This is a genomic window from Corynebacterium sp. MSK150 (assembly GCF_030229215.1).
Classification (GTDB): domain Bacteria; phylum Actinomycetota; class Actinomycetes; order Mycobacteriales; family Mycobacteriaceae; genus Corynebacterium.
The window spans coordinates 6,941-25,643 of record NZ_JASPHM010000001.1 but is presented as its reverse complement, the minus strand read 5'-3'; the positions used below and the strand labels follow the sequence as shown (position 1 = coordinate 25,643).

Genomic DNA, 18,703 nt, shown 5'->3' with positions numbered 1-18,703 from the left:
TTGATCACTCCGGGTTGAGGATAAAGCGAATGGTCCCCTCAGGGTCCGCCAGAAGTTCCCGGGTCGCCGCCACGGCTTCCGCCTCGTCGAAGGCGATGCGTTCAAAGCCAGTATCGTTGAGCTCCACAATGTCCGCACCAGGGCAGGCCAGAAGAATTGGCGAGTGCGTGGCAATAATGACCTGTGCGCCGCGGTCAACTGCTTGGGCAATTTCCCCTACGAGGGCTAGTTGCCGGATAACGGACAGACCTGATTCTGGCTCATCCAGGATGTACACGCCTTGGCCATTGATGTGCTCGTAAAGCAGGTCAAAGACGGATTGCCCGTGCGAGCGGCGGGACAAATCCACATTCTGAGAAAGAGTCGAACGGCCGCCACGTTCGGCCGCTGAATCCCCACGTCCAATCAAGTACTCGTGCTTTTCGGCGCGCAGGAAATAGGCACGCTGGATAACTTCGTCTGTAACACAGCGGATGGGGCTGCGAGGAACGATTTCATCTGGGTCACCCATGCGGCCACCCGCGGGAGAACAACCCAAATCACTAGCCACGCCAGCGAGCAAGCTCGATTTGCCAATGCCGTTTTCACCTACGAAGACGGTGACAGGGCTTCGCAACTTGAAGCTGCCCAAATCAACTAAGTAGTCGAAGACAGGCAGCTCGGCGCGGTAGTCATCGGGCTTGAACTTCAGGCTTAGGGCATCAACCAGCATGGGCCCTAGGTTAATTCAGTTCATCGAGTACGCGCAGCGCATCTTCCTGCGCTGCCGCTGCGCCAAAGTTTTTCAGGTGGCCACCCAAGTCGCCGGCCGGAACTGACTGGGCGATGGTATCGGTCGGCACGGTATTGACGGCATAGGCCACCCCTACCCCGCCGGTGATGGGGATGGCAATGGCGGCGAGTACTCCCACCGCGGTCGACAGCGTGGTCTTGAAAGTCATAGTCTCCTCCAGAGGCTTCGGCACCGAGCACCCTGCCCGTTACCAATTTGTGATGTTTTACCTTAGGAAGAGTTACTGCCAAGGCCATGCCGCCTAGCTGCGGGTTACCTGAATTTTCGCGCCCAGTTCGCGAGGAAATCGCGAGGAAATAAAGGGCTAGTTTGCTGGATAGCTCTCAGCCACGATGCCATCGCTGGCCGGCATCACAAGGCCTCTCTCAAATGCTACGAGGACTGCCTTTTCATCGGATTCGCTGATGTCACCAGACTCCACCGCACTGTTGAGCTCGCGCTCGAGGTAGACGCGCACATCGGATTTGCCGTTTTCAGTCTGGGTAATATCCCGCGGGACGGAATTGAGCGGGATGCCCAGCGCCTTCGCCAAGGAGGTCACGCGGTTGGCGTCGGTGGAATCATCGCCTTTGATAGCACCATTGACCTGTGCGGGCATGTCTTCTTGGACTACGCCACCAGCCACGGCCTCGCCCACCGTCTTCGTCCCCTTGGGGGGATTATCGCGATTGGTGGCCCACACCCCGACAGCGATAGCCACGATGACGGCCACGGCTACAAAGGCCCACAGGTAGATGAGCTTATGTCGATACACTCCGCTGATTTTAGCCATGGTAACCAGCGCTATCGCCGAAGGAACCGTAGTCATTGCCGCGAGGGTTCTCGCCGCGATCATTGAGTGCGTCGATGATGGAGCGGATGGTGGCCTCCCCTATGCGGTCGGCGCGCCCCCACGAGCGAGGGGCCTGGCGGGAACTATCAGGCGATGGTTCCCGGCGCGGCGGCGCTGGCTTTTCCTCCCTCGGCGTGGAGACCTCGATGGTCAACGTAGTGCCATCAAGGCGGAGGGCGTCACCGTCGCGCACGCCCGCGGCACGCGCTGCGGAAAGCAGCGCGGATAGTTCGCCCACCGTGGCGTTGTCCACATCGAGTTGCAGCTTAAAAGACATAACTAGCCAGTCCTTTCTTATTCCCATCCCACTTTAGAGTCCGCAAGTGCAAAAAGTAAGGGCGTGGTGCGCACATCGGGGACTTTCAAGGCTAACTCTAAGAATGCTCGAAGGATTCCTCCTCGCCCCAGAAGACCTCATCTACAACCTTCCGGGCATGACGGGTAAGTTTCAGATAGTTTTCTAGAAACCCTTGGTTGTCCTCCGGCGGCCAGCCAGCGGCACCGGCTACCTGGGCCAGCTGCGGACCGGGCCCGGGCAACTGGTCGACGCGCTTGCCGCGCACGAGCACCAGTGCATTGCGGGCGTCGGTAGCCATAAGCCAGGCTTCGCGCAGGTCCGAGACCTGATCGGCAGACAGGATTGCGGTTTCCTCCAAAGCATCGAGCACGCGGAGTGTGGACGGATCGTGCAGTTGGGCATACTCGTGAGCATGCATCATGGTCAGGAGCTGCACAGTCCATTCAATATCTGAGAGCGCACCGCGCCCCAGCTTGGTATGCATATTGCGGTCCGCACCGCGCGGCAGGCGCTCATTGTCCACGCGCGCCTTCATCCGCCGGATATCGCGAATGGTCGAGGCGCTCGCGCCGCCTTCTGGGTAGCGGAAGCTATCGACCATGGACATAAATCGCTCGCCTACTTCCTTGTCACCAGCCACGAAGGCCGCGCGCAACAAAGCCTGCAGCTCCCAAGACTCGCCCCACTCGCGGTAGTAACGCTCATAGGAGGAGATGGTGCGCGCCACCGCACCAGAGCGGCCCTCTGGGCGCAGGCCCAAATCGACGTCCAGCGGCGGGTCGCCCGAAGGCTTAGATAGGCGGCGCCGGAGCTTATCGACGATCCCGATGGCCCACTTCACGGCCTCCCCTTCCGCACCAGAGTCATCTGCTGGTTCGGTAGGTTCTGCCACCACAAGCACGTCCGCATCTGAACCAAAGCCCAGCTCCATGCCTCCCAAGCGGCCCATGCCAATGACGGCGATGCGCGCTGGCGGCTCTGCGTCTTCATTGGCAAGGCGCCACGCGCGCACCTCGGCGCGAAGTGCAGCCTCAAGGACGGCATCCCAAATTGTGGAAAGCTCGTGACACACCTGCTTGACCGGCATGAAGCCCAGCAAATCCGCACTGGCGATGCGGGCCAGCTCAACCCGGCGCAACGAGCGCGCCACCGCCACCGCTTTATCCGGGTCGGCGTGTCGCTTGCTGGAATTGACCAGCGCCTTGGAAACCTGTTCGGGCTTGGTTTCTAGCAGTTTGGGGCCAGTGGCGCCGTCGGAAAGCTGCTTAACCGAATCCGGCGCGCTAATAATCAGATCAGAAGTAAACGGCGAGGTACCCAGAATGTGCATGAGCCGCTGGCCCACAATTCCTTCATCGCGCAGCATGCGCAAGAACCACGACCTATCGTTCGCGGCCTCCGAGAGCTTGCGATAGTTCAACAGACCCATATCGGGGTCTGCGGTATCAGCCAGCCATTCCATCAAGGTAGGCAGCAAAATCGCCTGGATGCGTGCCTTGCGCGAGGTTCCCGCCGCCAAGGAGGTCAAGTGCTCGAATGCGCGGTCGGGGTGGTTATAGCCCAACGCGGCCAGCTGCAGCTTGGCGGCCTCCGGCGAAAGCTTGAGCTCATCGGCGGACATGGTGACCACGGAATTAAGCAGCGGCCGGTAGAACAAGCGCGAGTGCAGCTCGGAGATCCGCAGACGGATTCGGCGCAGGTGCGATAGCATGCGCTCGGCCGCCGACTTGGTGCCCTGCGGATAAAAGCCGGCGATGCGCGCCAGCCACTTCATCCCCTCTTCATCGTCCTTTTCCGGCAGCGTGTGCGTGCGGCGGAAGCGCTCCAATTGCAGACGGTGCTCAAGCAGGCGCAAAAACTCATAGGCTTCAATGAGCTGGGTGCCGTCCTCGCGGCCGACGTACCCCGCTGAAATCAGCGCCTCCAGCGCCTCCACCGTGGAAAGCGCACGCAGCGTCTCATCAGAGCGACCATGCACTAACTGCAGGAGCTGGACAGCAAATTCGATATCGCGCAGGCCGCCCACGCCTAGCTTCAGCTCGCGGTGTTTGAGCTCTGCGGGAACATTGGCCAGCACGCGGCGGCGCATGGCCTGTACGTCCTCAACAAAGGACTCGCGCTGCGACGCCGTCCACACCATCGGTCGGATCTGGTCCAAATAGTCCTGGCCTAGTGGGAGGTAGCCCGTCATGGCGCGCGCTTTAAGGAGCGCCTGGAATTCCCACGTCTCCGCCCATCGCTTGTAGTAGGCCACGTGGGATTCCAAAGTGCGCACCAATGCGCCCGACTTTCCCTCCGGGCGCAGGTTGGCATCCACCTCGAAGAAGGTGGTGGATCCAATGCGATTAAACTCCGCCGCTAGCCGCGTGGCCCTAGGGGTTGCTTCGCTGCCGACGAAGATAACGTCCACATCGGAGATATAGTTCAGCTCGCCTGCGCCGCACTTGCCCATCGCCATGACTGCCAGCTGTGCATCCAAGGGGTCATCGCCGTAGATGGTGCGCACCGCGCAGGCAAGGGAGGCGGTTAAGGCGGCGTCGGCAAGCGCGGTGGTCAGCGCCGTAATCTGGCGAAATCCTACCTCCGGCTGCAGCTTGGTCTGGCCCTTGCGTGAATGAAAGGTGCCCGCCACATCGCAGGCGGCAATGCGCATCATCAAAGTGCGGTAGGTCGTGCGCAGCGCCTGCTTATGCTCACCCTCGCCGGCACGGTAAGTACCCGCCGCGCTCAAGTCCTCGCGCGCCGGATCGGGCCGGTCCACGTCGTGAGCAAAGTCCGCAGGCTGGGCATCGACGGCACCAAGCAAGCTTTGCAGCATCTCTTCGGGCTGAGGAAGGGGTTTTTCTAATTCTCGCCACAGTTCAGGGTGCGCCGCGAGATGATCGCCAAAGGCGGTCGACGCCCCCAGTAAAGCGAAGAGGCGCACGCGCAAGGTTTCATTGGACCGCACGGCATCATCTAGCTCTGGGGCTTGTTCATAGATGCGGATCAGATTATTGAGAGCCAGGTCTGGGTCGCCCACGGCAGCGAGGGTCCACAACAGATCCACCGATTCCGGATTCTTCCACCCCAGCTGCTCAATATCCTGGGCGGCGTGCGGGCGGGTAAGGCCTAGTGTGGCCGGTGAAGGCACAGCAGCAGGACGCATTATTCTCCTAGAAGTTCAGGTTATTGCGCAGCTCAAAGGTGGTGATTTGGCTCTGATAGTGATGCCACTCATCCCACTTGGAGCGCAGGAAGAACTCAAAGACGTGCTCGCCCAGAACTTCCGCCATGAATTCGGATTTTTCAAATTCTCGCAAGGCCTGATCCAGGCTAGTGGGTAGATCCTTATAGCCCATTGCCCGGCGCTCGCGGCGGGTGAGCTGGTGGACATCGTCCTCGGCCGGATCATCGAGCTCGTAGCCCTCGCGGATGCCTCGCAGGCCTGCCGCTAGTAGCACCGCATAGCCCAGGTAGGGGTTCATCGAGGCATCAATGGAGCGAATTTCTACCCGGCGCGATTCTTCCTTGGTAAGCCGGTAGGTGGGAACGCGGACCAGCGCGGAGCGATTCGATACTCCCCAGGTGGCTGCGCCCGGCGCCTCGTTGCCGAACATCAGGCGCTTATAAGAATTGGTCCATTGATTCACAATCGCCGACATCTCCGTAGAGTGCTCCAAGATGCCGGCGATGAACTGGCGGCCGGTCTGGGACAAAGAGAATTCATCATCCGGATCGTGGAAAGCATTGGATTGGCCTTCAAAAAGGCTCAAGTGGGTATGCATGCCAGAGCCCGGCAAATGCTCGAAGGGCTTAGGCATAAAGGTGGCGCGCACGTTGGAGTTGGTGGCCACCTGCTTAATCACGTGCCGGAAGGTCATGATGTTATCGGCCATGGTGAGCACGTCCGCATGGCGCAGATCAATTTCTTGCTGGCCCGGCGCGGTTTCGTGGTGGCTAAACTCCGTGGCGATTCCCAGCGATTCCAGCGCTAGCATTGCCTTCCTGCGGAAAAGCGGGGCGGTATCGTGCGTTGCTTGGTCGAAGTAACCGCCGTTGTCCGTGGGCACCAAGTCAGTGAGTTCGCGGCCGCGCTCGAAAAGATAGAACTCGATTTCAGGCGAGGCCATGCAGGTAAATCCATCGTTGGCGGCCTCAGTGACCTGGCGGCGCAGGATATGGCGCGGGTCCACCATGGAGGGCTGGCCGTCTGGCTGTGCGATATCGCAAAACATGCGGGCCGATTGCAGGTCCGGCTCATCCATATCAAAGGGCAGAATCTGGAAGGTGGAGGGATCTGGCAGGGCGATGGTGTCAGACTCAGAAATGCGAGAAAAGCCCTCTACGGAAGAACCATCAAAGCCAACACCTTCTTCAAAGGCCGATTCCAATTCGGACGGGCTCATGACCACGGATTTAAGGGCGCCCAGAATATCCGTAAACCACAGGCGGATAAAGCGGATATCGCGTTCCTCAACGGTGCGCAAGACAAATTCGTGTTGGCTATTCATGCTTTAGACCTTACCGGCTCTCCCCCGAGGGATGTGCAGTTCATGCGACAGTTTTTCCGGGGCAAAATGTGCAGGTCGCAAGAGTATCTAGGGGGTGGCCAGTGGGGGATTTTCCGGCAGGAGACAGCTGCACCGCATGCTTTGCTAAGTGAGCAAGCGAACACACGTACACCTCTTAAAGGACGAATCTTTATGACCACCCACTGCGATGACCTTTCTGCTCACGTAATCGAACGCCTCGTCACCGCCGCACAACAAGGCTGGGCGCCGGCGGACTTAGAACACGTCTTAGGCCCGCACGCCTACCCCATTATTTACCGTGCAAGCCCCCATGTGCCGGCACGAATTACCTCCCCTGCGCTGCGCAAAGCATGGCTACAGATGGCCCCTCCGCAGGAAAACTTCATTCCCCGCGATAAGTTACGCGCCATCATTAAAGAGCTCATTCACCTACCGAAGCTGCGCGATACCGAGCTTTTAGCCTCCGGCGAATCCTTGCGGGAGGACGGGCTCAGCGATAAGCAACGCAAAATCCGCGAAAAAGTTCTAGGCCTTTTGCGGAAAGCGGAATCTACCAGCTTTGAGGATGAGGCCGAGGTTCTCATTTCTAAGGCGCAGTCCCTGCAGCAGAAGTATCGCATCGAAGACCTGCTTACTTCCGAGCTGCCTCATCTCATTTCCCACCGCGTGCACATCCACCCGCCGTATATCAAGCACCAGGCTTCCCTATTAAGCACCATCTCTGACGCCAATGGATGCACCACTCTCCTGATTCATGACAAGGGCTTGGCCTGCGTGATTGGCGCTCCTGCCGACGCCGCCCATTGCGCCGACCTTTTTGCCTCTCTCAACCGTCAATGCGATTGGTTCATGCGCAATGGTGACGGCGCAGAAATTGCCCGCGTTACGGGCTCTACCGCCGCTTATCGCCGTAGCTTCCGGCTCTCTTATGCCGCCCGCATCGGTGAACTGCTCACTCAAGCAAATGAGGATGGCATCGCAGATAACCTGCGGGAGTCGCAGTACTGCTCACACCACGCAGAGACTGTAGCTACCCAAACCCTTCCGGCGTTGCAGGCGCGCACCGATCACGCCATCGATACTCGCAATCGCCTCTTCCCCAACCTGACGGAAATGTCGCTTTCCATGAACAGCATGCACGGCATCAACGATGGCATTGCCGCTGCCGATAAATCTCACTTTGGCGGCGATGCTTCCGGGATCGGTTCGGTTCCAGAAATTACGCAGTAATTTTGCCCTGCTCAAGGCCATTCTTCCCTCCCGTTCCCTGCTAGCGAACGGGGGCGAGGAGCGACACCGAAACGAATGCTTAACGGGTAGGATCACCGGTGAGATATTGGTCTAGAAAGTAAAAGGTACGTGAATGTCTACACAGTCTTTTCTCGAAGTTGAAGCGAAATTCTCCGTAGCCGAGTCCACTCAGCTCCCTGAACTGACCCGCCTCGAGGGAGTTGACCACGTTGCAGACACGCGCCACCACGCGCTTTCTGCCATCTACTACGACACCGAAGACCTCCGCCTGACCCACGCAAAGATCACCCTCCGCCGCCGCACGGGTGGCAATGATGATGGCTGGCATATCAAGATTCCTAGCGAGGCTGGCCGCACTGAAATCCACGCCGAGCTGGGAGAACCTGTAGATGGCCGCTACGAAGTACCTGAGGAGCTTCTCCACCAGGTCCGCTCCATTATCCGCCACCACGAACTCACCCCGATTGCTCAGGTAGACAACAAGCGCACCGAGATGGTCCTAGCGGATGCCGATAATAAACCGGTAGCGGAATTCTGCGATGACCACGTCACCGCCTTTTCCTTCCTTCCAGGTGGCCAGCAGCAGTCGTGGCGCGAGTGGGAAGTAGAGCTCGCCGGTGAGCTTCCTGGCACTGAGGAAGGCACGCAATTCATTCGCCGTGCCACTTCCCTGCTCATCGGTGCCGGTGCGCGCGTTTCTTCCTCCCCATCCAAGCTGAAGTCTGCTTTGGGCGATTCCTACGCCAACGCACCGCTGCCTCCAGCCCTAGTTTCGCCAGACGTGGATCCAGACTCCCCTGCCGCGGCCGTCATCACCGCGCTCCAAGCCAACCGCGACAAGCTAGTTGATTATGACCCTCGCGTGCGCCGCGATGAGTGGGACTCGGTTCACCAGATGCGCGTCGCCACCCGCGAGCTGCGCAGCCACCTGCAGACCTTCCATGGCATCGTTGTCGGCCCAGAAATCGACAAGATCGAAGCCGAGCTCAAGGAGCTTGCCAGCATCTTGGGCGTTGCTCGCGATGCGGAAGTTGTGGAAGAGCGCTGGCAGAAGCTGCTGGAGTCCGAGGATTCTGACACCTTGGATGACTCCACCCGCGAGCACATTGCGCACGATATGGGCAACGCCTACCGCCGCGCGCACCGCCGCGTTATCGCAGCCCTGGATTCCGAGCGTTACCTCGAGCTGCTGGAGTCGCTCGATCGCCTGCTCGCAGACCCGCCAACGGCCGATAAGCAACAGGAGTCCGCCCCGGCAGCAAGCGATGCGGAGCAGACAGAGGAGCAGTCCTCTGCAGAAGATGACGCCGCTACCCCTACCGAATCCAGCGAGGACAGCGCACCTGCTGCAGAAAAGGCCGAAAAGAAGCCAGAGAAAAAGAAGTCCAAGGACAAGTCCGCCGACATGGATACCGTGATGGCGCAGCACCTTGAAAAGGCCTATAACAAGCTGGTCAAGCGCCATAAGAAGGCCGTGGAGAACTGGGATGACCAGGAACTGTCCCTGCACGAGCGCGAGGATTATTTCCACGATATGCGCAAGGCAGCAAAGAAGCTGCGCTATGCAGCTGAAGCAGCTGGTTCTGCTACCAACCTCAAGACCAAGCGCCTCTACAAGGCCTGCAAGCAGATGCAGTCGGTGCTCGGTGATTTCCAGGATTCCGTGACCTCGCGCGATAAGCTGCTCGAGCTGGCAGGGTCCGCTCGCCGCCGTGGGGAGAATACCTTTGGCTACGGCCTGCTTTACCAGCGCGAGCGAACCATTGGCCTAAAGGCTCTTGATGATTACGCCGAGTCTTTCAAAGACATCAAGGCCGCGTTTAAGCCGCTGCGCAAGAAACTAAAGTAGCCGCGCTCCCCTGGCAGGTGCTGGGAAACACGGCTTTAAAAGAGATGGCTGGGAGTTAGTTACTTCCAGCCATCTTCTTCGTCTGCAGCGTCTGCCGCATCATTGCGGGCTTGGGCAATTTCGATGGCGTTTTCTGCCTCTTCGCGGGTGTCATACGGGCCCATCCGATTTTCCCAGCCAGAGGTCTTGCCTTGGCTGACTTCCTTAGTGGTGGGATCAAAGAACCACTTCTGGTCTGCATCGCTCATGAAACTATCCTCTCAGTTGTTGCATCAGCGGCATCGGCTAAGTGCTGCCGCTGATATGGTTTGTGCCCACACTACCCACGCTGTCCCATTGATGCCCGCTAGAATGTGGGGCAGCACAATTCTTTTATACGAATCCATGTCGTATTCCCCGCCACCGCGCACATAGGTGGCGGGCGTTCGTTGCTTTAAACGCACCGCCGCGTGTGTGGGGCAACGAAGACTTACTGGTCCCAGAACCTGGAAAAGGAGCTTTAGCACCCATGCCACTGTGGTCAACGCCTGCAGAGCCCGTAGCCGAGCGCGCCGCCCGAGCACATACCGAACTCACAGGCAGCGCTCCAACGCATACCGCCAGCGCGCCGGCAACGTGGTCCCTCATTGGTGAACATATTGATCACTTCGGCGGCATTGTCGCCATGTGTGTGGGAAAGTTGCGCGCTGCAGCGGCGGTAAGCCCGCGCACCGACGGCGTGGTGGCCGTACATTTCCACCCAGCTCAGGGCGAGACTGCCCATGACTCGATTAGCCTGCAGGCGCTTGCAGAACTGGCAACGGCGCAACAGCCCACCACGGATGCGGAAGGCCAGCCAGTTATTCCGCCGGCACCACAAGGTGGGTTGGCGGCCCGCGTAGGTGGCATTGTCCACACGATGATTAATCGTCAGTTGCTCTCCCGAGAGACGGCCGGTGCGGATATCACCATCGCCTCCGATATTCCAGAGGGCGCGGGTGTGGGCGCAGATGCCGCTGCGGACGTTGCGGTAGCGCTAGCGCTCATGGGCGCAGATGCGGATCTCGATGCACCGTTGAGGGCCCGAGTGGCGGATGTCTGCACCCAGGCCGTTTCCACCTTCGCAGCGCGACCGCCACTGCGCGCACGCCACAGCGCAGCGCTGCGCAGCACGGGTGAGGGCGTGTGCATCATGGACTACGCCGATGGTTCGGTCACCCACGCCCCGCATGTGGTGGGGCGCGAGATGTCCGTCTTTGCGGTGGCGGTGCCGGAGGATTTTTCCGCGCAGGAGGAAAGGGCCATCGCCGATATCCGCCAGCGCCAGCGCTTTATCGATGATGCGTGCCACTCCTTTGGCACCGATTCGCTGCGCTTGCTTCCCGACGCCCAACAGCGCGTCCTCGACTGGCTCAAGGCCGTGCACAAGGTATACGGCGAGGAAGGCCGCCCGAGCATCAGCGCCGCCACGGAGTGGATGGCCTTTTATGAGGAAGAAACTGAGCGCGTAGAAAAGTTTGCGCGCTGCCTGCGCTCGCACCGCGGCGCGGAGCTCTTCCCCATCCTGTTGCAGTCGCAGTCTTCCTTGGCCAATATCTACGGTTTGGATTCGGCAGAAAAACTCGCCGAGCTGGTCACGGTTCGCGGTGCCGTAGCGGGTCGATCGGCGCATGCCGGTACCTCGAACGCGGTCATCGCTTATGTGCCAGCGAAAAGCGCGCACAATTTTGCAGCAGACCTTGCAGAAGATGGCCTGCTCGTCGTCGAACTGCAGCCAGGCGAGGCCGCCCGCGGCGAAGGCTAGGAGCCTTGCCCGCTAGTCGGCCGGCCAGGCAAAAAGAACCTCGCGCGAATCGGTATCCGCCGTCACCAGCGAGACAGTGGTTTCACTGCCGGTTTCCGGTGCGCCCACGCATTGGGCGAAGACGGGAGGCTCCGGCACGAAAATCCGCGCCCTGTCCCGCTTCGGATCGCCGCGGACCACAGTGGCTGGGAAATTGGTACCGAGCCAAGGTCGCAGCACGGTGGCCTCTGTCAGGTTCAGGCAGGCCTTATCCACTTGGGAGGCGAGCTGCGAGGTCGAACGCATTGCCCCGATGACCTCCGTGGCGCTGCCTGTTACCCACTCGGGAACCTCATAACCGCCGCACAGCGCTAGGCAGACTTCCGTGGCGAACCTATCGGAAAGGCGCCGCAGCGGCGCGGTGACGTGGGCATAGTAGCCACCAATACCGGCGTGTACCTGCGCTTCCTGCTCGCCTAACCAGGCATAGTCGGCGCCCCTCAGCAGGCTCTGGGCTTCGCGCATGACGGCCATGCCGCGCGGGGAATCGGCGTCGACGGTGAGCAGGAATTGGGGAATGGGGGCGTCGCCAAGCGCAAAGCCTAGGGCCTGCGCCTCGGCGCGGAATTGGCGCTCATGCTCCGGTTCAGCCCCGGGCAGGGTGCGCAAGAAGCCCACGCCAGCTTCCTGCATGAGGCGCCCGGCGCACATGCCGGCGAGCAGCGAAATTTCGGAGTTATAGTCCATGACCTCATAACGCGGCTCGATGATGAGCTCAAAGGTACCGTCCTCGTTGTCCACCACCCGCTGGGAGGGCAGGCGCAAGGAAATGGCCTCGCGGCGCAGGGAGGATTCCTGGCGCAGCCGTCCGACCACTGGCAGCAGTGCAATAGATGGGTGGAGGTTGCCGGCCGCAAGATCCGCATGCGCGCCTTCATAATCCAGGCGGGCCTGGGAGTAAATGAGCGCGCGCTCGACGTGGAAGGACTCCACCTCGCCATTGCCATCCAAGTCAAAGGTCCACAACACGGCCGGCTTATCGGTGCCAGGCAGTAGCGAGGCTCGGTCCTCGGAAAGCTCTGGCGGGTGCAGGCGCGCGGGTTCATCGGGAAGATAGATGGTCTGGCCGCGGCGGAACGACTCGCGCTCCAGCTCGCTGCCGGGCTCGATGAAAGCAGCAACGTCCGCGATGGCATAAAAGATGCGGTATCCGCCCTCGCGTTCTTCGATGTAGACCGCCTGATCCAAGTCCATGGAACCGGCGGGATCCAGGGTCACGAAGGGAATGTCGCGGGCGTCGCGGCGCGAGTCGGCGTATCGGTCCTGCGCGCGGGCGGCCTGGGCGGTGACCTCTGCCGGAAAATCGGTGGCCACCGAAAATTCTGTGGCAATAGCGCGGAAATCGAGCGGGGCGGCATAGAGCTTCATGCCCACCACCATAAACGTAGTAGGGCGAATGAGTCGGCCTATAAGCCGGATTCTGTCTAACCGCGGCACTCCCTGGGAAGCACCGCGCGGTGAACATCCATCTAGACCAACCGTTGCCAGTTGGTTCCAGCAGCTACCTTCAGGCTCGAGCGAGCAGCCTTAAAACGCCTGATCGGGCCCCGCAACGTGGCGGGGCCGTGATGCCTTGCTCCCGGTGGGGTTTACCCAGCCACCGCCATCACTGACGGTGCTGGTGCGCTCTTAACGCACCGTTTCACCCTTACCTTGTGGCTCCAACTCGGCCGAAACCAAGTGGAGGTACAAGGCGGTCTACTTTCTGTTGCACTTGCCCGCGGGTTTCCCCGGGTTGCCGTTAGCAACCACCGTGCTCTGTGGAGTCCGGACTTTCCTCGGCGCCCACGCGGCAGCACGCGGCTGCCCGTATGAAGCGACGCGATCACCCGGCCGGCTCATTCGCGTTCCTTATTCTAGCGCAGGCCTGCCAGGTGGCCCACATCGTTAAATCCGTGCACCATAGAGCCGCCTTCCCAGAACTCCACCTGCGAAATGGCAGCCAGGTCGAGGAAGAGGTGCCCAAAGGTGGCTGGGCCGGCATCTAGCGCCTGGCGAATGAAGGACTTAATTGGATTGACGTGGCTGACCACCAGCACGGTCTTTCCTGCGAAGCGCTCTTGGAGCTCCTTGCGGGTGGTGCGCACGCGGCGGTTGACCGCCTGCAGCGATTCACCGCCCGGACAGGCGACGCTCGCATCATGCAGCCATTCCTCGTGTAATTCCGGATCGCGCTGGTGGGCCTCGGCTGCGGTCTTGCCTTCCCACGCACCGAAGTCCACCTCGATGAGGCCTTCGACGGTCTCTACCTCGATATCCCGGCCATTGGCCACGGCCGCCGCGGTCTCTTGGCAGCGGCGCAGGGGCGAGCAGACGATGGCGTCAAAGTCGGCGTCGGCAAGCGCTTGCGCCGCGGCGAGCGCCTGCTTTTGGCCAAGCTCGGTAAGGCCCGGATTGGCGCGCCCCGAGTACTGCTTGGCAGCCGACATCTCCGTCTGCCCATGGCGCAGCAGGATAAAGCGGGTGGTAGGTCCGCGGTCCCCCAGCCAATCGGTGGGGTGCGGCGCGGTGGTGTCCTGCTCCGCGGCTGGTGCTGGCTCGGAGTCTTCTTCGCCGGCAACGATGCCTTCGGGGTGCCCGGCGGCCGCGGCATCCATGGCGTCATTAGACAGGGCGTCTGCCACCTTGTTTTTGGCGCGCGGCACCCAGTCCAGGCTGAAAGAGGAAAAGCCGTTGATGTACTCGCGGGCGCGCAGGGCCAGCTTCTGCATATCGGGGTGCTTGATCTTCCAGCGGCCGTTGATTTGTTCCACCACCAGCTTGGAATCCATGTGGAATTCCACCTCGGTAGCGCCCATCTCGGTGGCAGCTTCGAGCCCGCGCAACAGGCCGTTGTATTCGGCGACGTTATTGGTTGACTTGGTACCTACCACGTAGACAATTTCGCGCAGGATGCGCTGCCCGCTGCCGTCATAGATAACGGTGCCGGAACCGGCTACTCCGGGGTTGCCGCGGGAGCCGCCATCGGCGTAGATGATGACCTTCATTAGACCAAGCGCACCAGGTAGGAGCCGCAATCGCCGCACTGCGGCAGCTCATCGGCCGGGGCATTGCGCACAGCGTTTTGCTCGGCCGGCGGCAAGACGATGAAGCAGCCGCCGCAGGCGCGGTTGGCCTTGAACTGGGCGGCGCCTACGCCATTTTCCTCGCGCTGGGTATCGTACTCGCTGAGCACTCCGGCGGGCAGTTGATCGCGCAGCTCGCCGATGCGCACGGCCGGGTCTTCTTGATTGGCGGCCGCTTCCTTAGCCGCCTCGGCTGCGCGGCGCAGCTTTTCCAGCTTGCGCTCGGAATCAGAAACGCGCGCGCCGTGGACGTCCAGATTGGAGCGCAGCGCGTGCACCTCGTTATGCGCCTCCTGCAGCTCGCTCATGAGGTCTGCGATGCGGGACTTGGCCGCGTAGAGATCGTGCTCCAAATCCTTGCGGGTTTCTGGGTCCACTGCGGCGCCGAGCTGGCGCTTATCATCGCGCTCGCGCTGGCGCAGCTTGCGCTCATCGGCCTGGATGCGCAGGATTTCAGTCTCCATGTCATCAACGGCCATCTGTGCAGAACCGGAGGCATCGAGCAGGCGCTTGTGCTCCTCTTTGGCCTTGTCATACTCGGCTTGTTCCGGGATTTCCTTCTCGGCGCCATGGCCCTGCGAGCGTTCCAGGTTGGCCAGTTCCAGCAGTACCGGCTGTAGTTCTTGCGATAGTTTCACTTATGACTCCTTTGGGTGCGCAGAGATAGTCCACGGGTCGGTGCGCAGGCTAATAATTTCCGTATCCAGTTCTAAAGCATTCTCTACGATATCGCGCGCCTGGGCCGTCCACGGAAATTCGCTGGCCCAGTGGGCGGTATCGATAACAGCGGGGCCGCCGGCGCGCAGGTGCTCATCCACCGGGTGGTGGCGCAGATCCGAGGTAACGTACACGTCCACGCCTAGCTTCGCGGCCGCAGAGAGGAAAGAATCTCCCGAACCGGAAGACACGGCCACCGTACGCACTTTCCGGTCCGGATCGCCGGCGGCGCGGATACCCCAAGCGGTCTCCGGCAAGGCATTAGCCACCTGCTGGGTGAACTCGCGCAGGGTCATCTCCTGCGGCAGCTCTCCCACACGGCCCAGGCCGAGCGCCTTGTCCAGGTCCTGGTGGCCGGCGGTTTCCGTGATGTCATAGGCCGGCACCTCATAAGGGTGGGCGGTGTGCAGGGCTTTCAGCAAGGAGGAGCGAAGTGCGGCTGGGGCGACGAACTCGACGCGGAGTTCCTCGCCGCGGTGCAGCGCGCCGATCTCACCCTCGGTGGGGTCAGCGCCCTCCTCCGGCTGGAATTGGCCCGTGCCTGCAATGTCAAAGGAGCAGTGGGAGTAGGCGCCGATGTGGCCCGCGCCGGCGTCGAAAAGCGCCTGCTTTACTTCCTCGGCCGCGGCGACCGGCACGTGCACGCCCCACTTATCCACGCCCTGGGGCTCCGGCACGATGGGCCGACCGGGGTTGATGCCTACCAGCTCCGCGAGCTTGTCGTTTACGCCCGGCCGCGCCTTATCCGCGTTGGTATGGGCTGCAAAGAGGGCAACGCCATTGCTGACCAGCGTGTGCACTACCTTGCCCTTGGGCGTATCGGCCGCCACGGACTCCACCCCGCGCAGCAGCAACGGGTGGTGGACCACGAGCATGTCCGCGCCGAGCTCCACCGCGCGCTCGGCCACCGCTTGGGTGCAGTCCAAAGCGAAGGCCACCCGCTTTACCTCCGCGGCCGGATCGCCGCAGATAAGCCCCACGGCATCCCACTTTTCCGCCAGGTGCGGCGGGTAGGCCTCATCGAGTACGCGGCGGACATCGCCCACGCTCACAGCGGACATAGAGGTGCTCCTTTATGCTCGTTTCATGGAATAGTTACTACTGCTATATCCTATCTTCCGCACCACAGTACTATTCGCGCGAAGGGGTTTTCCGCATGACCGAATCCGATACCCGCTCCGGCCTTTACCTCGTCTTTGTCTGCACCGGAAATATCTGCCGCTCCCCCATGGCAGAAATCATCGTGCGCGATGAAATGGAAAAGGACATGCTAGACCTCGTCGCCACCGTAGATTCCTGCGGCCTAGGCGGCTGGCATGTGGGCCAAGGCGCGGACGAGCGCGCGATTGCCGAGCTGCGCCGCGGCGGCCACGATGGCGGTTCCCACCGCGCAGCCAAGCTGGGCGCCGAGCACATGGACGCGGATCTCTTCATTGCTATGGACAAGGGCCACCGCGAAGCCCTCATTGAGCACGGCATCGACCCCGACAAGATTCGCCTGATGCGCAGCTTCGACCCCAACTCCCCGGAGGACGCGGACGTGGCAGACCCCTATTACGGTTCCGCAGCGGATTTTGAAACCACGCGCAAGAATATCGAGGCCGCCGTGCCTGGCCTGCTGGATTGGATTCGCGCTAACCGCGACTAAACTAGGCCCCATGCTAAAGACGTTCCTTAAGCCGGGTTGGGTTCTACTGCTGCTGTTCGTCGTGGCTTTTTCCTACCTGGCTTTTACCGTCCTTGCCCCGTGGCAGCTGGGCAAGGACGATGACATTGTGGAACGCAATGAGCTCATCACCCACGCCTATGAGGCTGACCCCCAGCCGGTGGAAGACCTCGTGGATGGCAACGGCGCCATCAAGGACGATGAGTGGTCCCGCGCCACCCTGCACGGCCATTACCTGCCGCAGGATGAGGTGCTGCTGCGCCTGCGCCCGGTCGATTCCGGCCCGTCCTACCAATCCCTGGTGCCCTTCCGCACCGATTCCGGCCTGACCATCCTGGTCAACCGCGGCTGGGTCAAGGCCGGCGAGGCCAACGCCGTGCCGGATATCCCTGATGCTCCCTCGGGCGAGACCACGCTCACCGGCATGATCCGCGCCGATGAGGCCGAGCACCAGTCCGCCCCCATTAAGCAGGAGGGCTACCAGCAGGTCTACTCCATCCATACGGAGCAGATTGCCTCGCTTATCGACGCCCCCTTGGCCCACGACTACATCCAACTCTCCGCCGACCAGCCCGGCGTGCTCAACGCCATGCCCATCCCGCAGCTCGACCGCGGCAACCACCTCTCCTACGGCTACCAGTGGATTGCCTTCGGCATCATGGCCCCGCTGGGCTTGGGCTACTTCGTGTGGTCCGAAATCCGTGAGCGTCGCCGCCTGCGCGAGGAGGAAGCAGCCCTCTCCGCCCTCGACGCCGATGCCTCTGCCCCATCCGAGCCCGAGGACGCCTCCGCTGCTGGCTCCGCACCCGTAGAAACCCCATCCCCTGCGACCTCCCAGCACGACGCCCACGCGGCCACTGACGACGCCACCGACACCGCCACAGCCGTTCCCGCCGCGTCCTCCTCGCACGCCGCCAGCCGCCGCAATCGCTCGCGCTACGGCGACTCGAAGCCGGATCACTACGCCAAGCTGAACAAGCGCCGCCGCGAGCGTTACTAGCTACTCTCTGCCTAGGCCGCCTAGACCGCGTTGCCTGAACATCCGCCTAGGCCCCAAGGAACAGCCACGTTAGCGGGCGCTGCCCCCTCCCCTTCACGAGTAACGTGGCCACAAGTTGGCTCTCGAGGCCTTGCCCAGGCTAAGGGTCAGAAAGTGTGTCTGAGATCGGGGATTTCTAGGGTCTGACCTGTATATTCTTGCAGAATATACGCTTTGAGAGCATATATCTGGCCTTGGGACGCCAAATCCACGGTGCGGTTGACAACCTGTGGTAGTTGACGGCGGTGTGGTGGTTCAATGCTAAAGAATCGACCACACTTGCTCCACCGTCGAAACCCGGATATACCCCACCCGCTGCCCACGCGAACCGAACTCATTGACCATTAGTCTTCGGCCCGCGAGGGCGTAAAGGTAGCATTCTCTTGTCCTATGACCGCATCACGATACGACTCGATTGCATCCGAGAGGCCGTACAGCTGAATACCGTCGAGACCATCGGCGTCAGCAAGCAAGGATTGTACAACCCTGCCCAACGCCTGCTACCCCGACGGCAACCCACCAGGCAGCTCTTTCACCCGCGCCAACGCGGGCACTTCGTCAATATGACTTTCAATATGGAAACCATCAGACGACAACACCACACTCACCACTTTCTGCAAACATATGGCCTAGACCCCGCTAGACATGTGTAAAACAATACTAGGAACGGCCCTATTCAACAGGAAACATTCTGCCGCACACTGGCGTAGCAATAGGGTGTACTCTATCGCGAAACGATGCTGCATTGTTCGGTTATTCGATAGGATGAGTGCATGACTGAATACCCTGAATCAATTTTCAGACTGTGGCCGATTTCGGCGGTTCATTCCAGTGATGAAGTTTCCAAGGCCGACGAG

The 18,703-nt window shown here is 61.0% G+C and carries 17 protein-coding genes, 1 tRNA gene and 1 other RNA gene; 6 read left to right on the top strand and 13 right to left on the bottom strand.

The annotated features are described in order from the left end of the window. Positions 1 to 4: 4 nt before the first annotated feature. From QP941_RS00130 to QP941_RS00105, 6 genes are all read right to left on the bottom strand, one after another. On the bottom strand, positions 5 to 712 hold the full coding sequence (locus QP941_RS00130) for an AAA family ATPase (RefSeq protein ID WP_284867595.1): 708 nt from the start codon (positions 710 to 712) through the stop codon (positions 5 to 7). Between the two features lie 10 nt (positions 713 to 722). Beyond that, on the bottom strand, positions 723 to 941 hold the full coding sequence (locus tag QP941_RS00125; protein WP_284867594.1) for a hypothetical protein: 219 nt from the start codon (positions 939 to 941) through the stop codon (positions 723 to 725). Between the two features lie 156 nt (positions 942 to 1,097). Beyond that, entirely contained in the window at positions 1,098 to 1,547 is a 450-nt protein-coding gene (locus tag QP941_RS00120; RefSeq protein WP_239279126.1) for a hypothetical protein, read from the bottom strand. Between the two features lie 10 nt (positions 1,548 to 1,557). Beyond that, positions 1,558 to 1,902, bottom strand: a complete 345-nt coding sequence (locus QP941_RS00115) for a Cgl2226 family protein (RefSeq protein WP_284867593.1) — start codon at positions 1,900 to 1,902, stop codon at positions 1,558 to 1,560. Between the two features lie 97 nt (positions 1,903 to 1,999). Further along, entirely contained in the window at positions 2,000 to 5,071 is a 3,072-nt protein-coding gene (locus QP941_RS00110) for a bifunctional [glutamine synthetase] adenylyltransferase/[glutamine synthetase]-adenylyl-L-tyrosine phosphorylase (protein WP_284867592.1), read from the bottom strand. A gap of 7 nt (positions 5,072 to 5,078) precedes the next feature. Beyond that, entirely contained in the window at positions 5,079 to 6,416 is a 1,338-nt protein-coding gene (locus tag QP941_RS00105) for a glutamine synthetase family protein (protein ID WP_150850861.1), read from the bottom strand. Between the two features lie 192 nt (positions 6,417 to 6,608). On the opposite strand from QP941_RS00105, the gene QP941_RS00100 reads away from it, so the two are divergent. Both QP941_RS00100 and QP941_RS00095 read left to right on the top strand, forming a co-directional pair. Continuing rightward, positions 6,609 to 7,667, top strand: a complete 1,059-nt coding sequence (locus QP941_RS00100) for a DUF2786 domain-containing protein (protein ID WP_284867591.1) — start codon at positions 6,609 to 6,611, stop codon at positions 7,665 to 7,667. A 133-nt stretch (positions 7,668 to 7,800) separates the two neighbouring features. Next, positions 7,801 to 9,537 carry a CYTH and CHAD domain-containing protein gene (locus QP941_RS00095; RefSeq protein WP_284867590.1) on the top strand — a complete coding sequence of 579 codons (1,737 nt, stop codon included), beginning with the start codon at positions 7,801 to 7,803 and terminating at the stop codon, positions 9,535 to 9,537. A gap of 59 nt (positions 9,538 to 9,596) precedes the next feature. Here QP941_RS00095 and QP941_RS00090 read toward each other — a convergent pair whose 3' ends face one another. Continuing rightward, positions 9,597 to 9,785, bottom strand: a complete 189-nt coding sequence (locus QP941_RS00090; RefSeq protein ID WP_239279133.1) for a hypothetical protein — start codon at positions 9,783 to 9,785, stop codon at positions 9,597 to 9,599. Between the two features lie 260 nt (positions 9,786 to 10,045). Here QP941_RS00090 and QP941_RS00085 point away from each other — a divergent pair, with 260 nt between their 5' ends. Next, complete coding sequence (locus tag QP941_RS00085; protein ID WP_284867589.1) at positions 10,046 to 11,320, top strand: galactokinase family protein; 1,275 nt, start codon at positions 10,046 to 10,048, stop codon at positions 11,318 to 11,320. Positions 11,321 to 11,332: 12 nt separating this feature from the next. Here the strand turns inward: QP941_RS00085 and QP941_RS00080 are convergent, their stop codons facing one another. The 5 genes from QP941_RS00080 to QP941_RS00060 form a co-directional block, all read right to left on the bottom strand. Continuing rightward, positions 11,333 to 12,727, bottom strand: a complete 1,395-nt coding sequence (locus QP941_RS00080) for an RNB domain-containing ribonuclease (RefSeq protein ID WP_284867588.1) — start codon at positions 12,725 to 12,727, stop codon at positions 11,333 to 11,335. A gap of 25 nt (positions 12,728 to 12,752) precedes the next feature. Then, positions 12,753 to 13,200: RNase P RNA component class A (gene rnpB / locus QP941_RS00075), an RNA gene on the bottom strand. A gap of 15 nt (positions 13,201 to 13,215) precedes the next feature. After that, positions 13,216 to 14,346, bottom strand: coding sequence for a bifunctional RNase H/acid phosphatase (locus QP941_RS00070; RefSeq protein WP_284844892.1), 1,131 nt, complete (start codon positions 14,344 to 14,346; stop codon positions 13,216 to 13,218). Continuing rightward, complete coding sequence (locus QP941_RS00065) at positions 14,346 to 15,062, bottom strand: zinc ribbon domain-containing protein (RefSeq protein ID WP_005324390.1); 717 nt, start codon at positions 15,060 to 15,062, stop codon at positions 14,346 to 14,348. Before QP941_RS00065 ends, QP941_RS00070 begins: the two co-directional genes overlap by 1 nt. Further along, entirely contained in the window at positions 15,063 to 16,202 is a 1,140-nt protein-coding gene (locus QP941_RS00060; RefSeq protein ID WP_284791510.1) for a Nif3-like dinuclear metal center hexameric protein, read from the bottom strand. It lies immediately after the preceding gene. Positions 16,203 to 16,297: 95 nt separating this feature from the next. Between QP941_RS00060 and QP941_RS00055 the strand changes: the two genes are divergently transcribed. After that, positions 16,298 to 16,789, top strand: coding sequence for a low molecular weight protein-tyrosine-phosphatase (locus QP941_RS00055; protein ID WP_284867587.1), 492 nt, complete (start codon positions 16,298 to 16,300; stop codon positions 16,787 to 16,789). A gap of 43 nt (positions 16,790 to 16,832) precedes the next feature. Here the strand turns inward: QP941_RS00055 and QP941_RS00050 are convergent, their stop codons facing one another. After that, positions 16,833 to 17,039, bottom strand: coding sequence for a hypothetical protein (locus QP941_RS00050; RefSeq protein ID WP_284867586.1), 207 nt, complete (start codon positions 17,037 to 17,039; stop codon positions 16,833 to 16,835). Here QP941_RS00050 and QP941_RS00045 point away from each other — a divergent pair. Then, positions 17,002 to 17,101 (top strand) — tRNA-OTHER (locus tag QP941_RS00045). The genes QP941_RS00050 and QP941_RS00045 overlap by 38 nt on opposite strands. After that, positions 17,058 to 17,807, top strand: coding sequence for an SURF1 family cytochrome oxidase biogenesis protein (locus QP941_RS00040; protein ID WP_284867585.1), 750 nt, complete (start codon positions 17,058 to 17,060; stop codon positions 17,805 to 17,807). Before QP941_RS00045 ends, QP941_RS00040 begins: the two co-directional genes overlap by 44 nt. Positions 17,808 to 18,703: the final 896 nt, after the last annotated feature.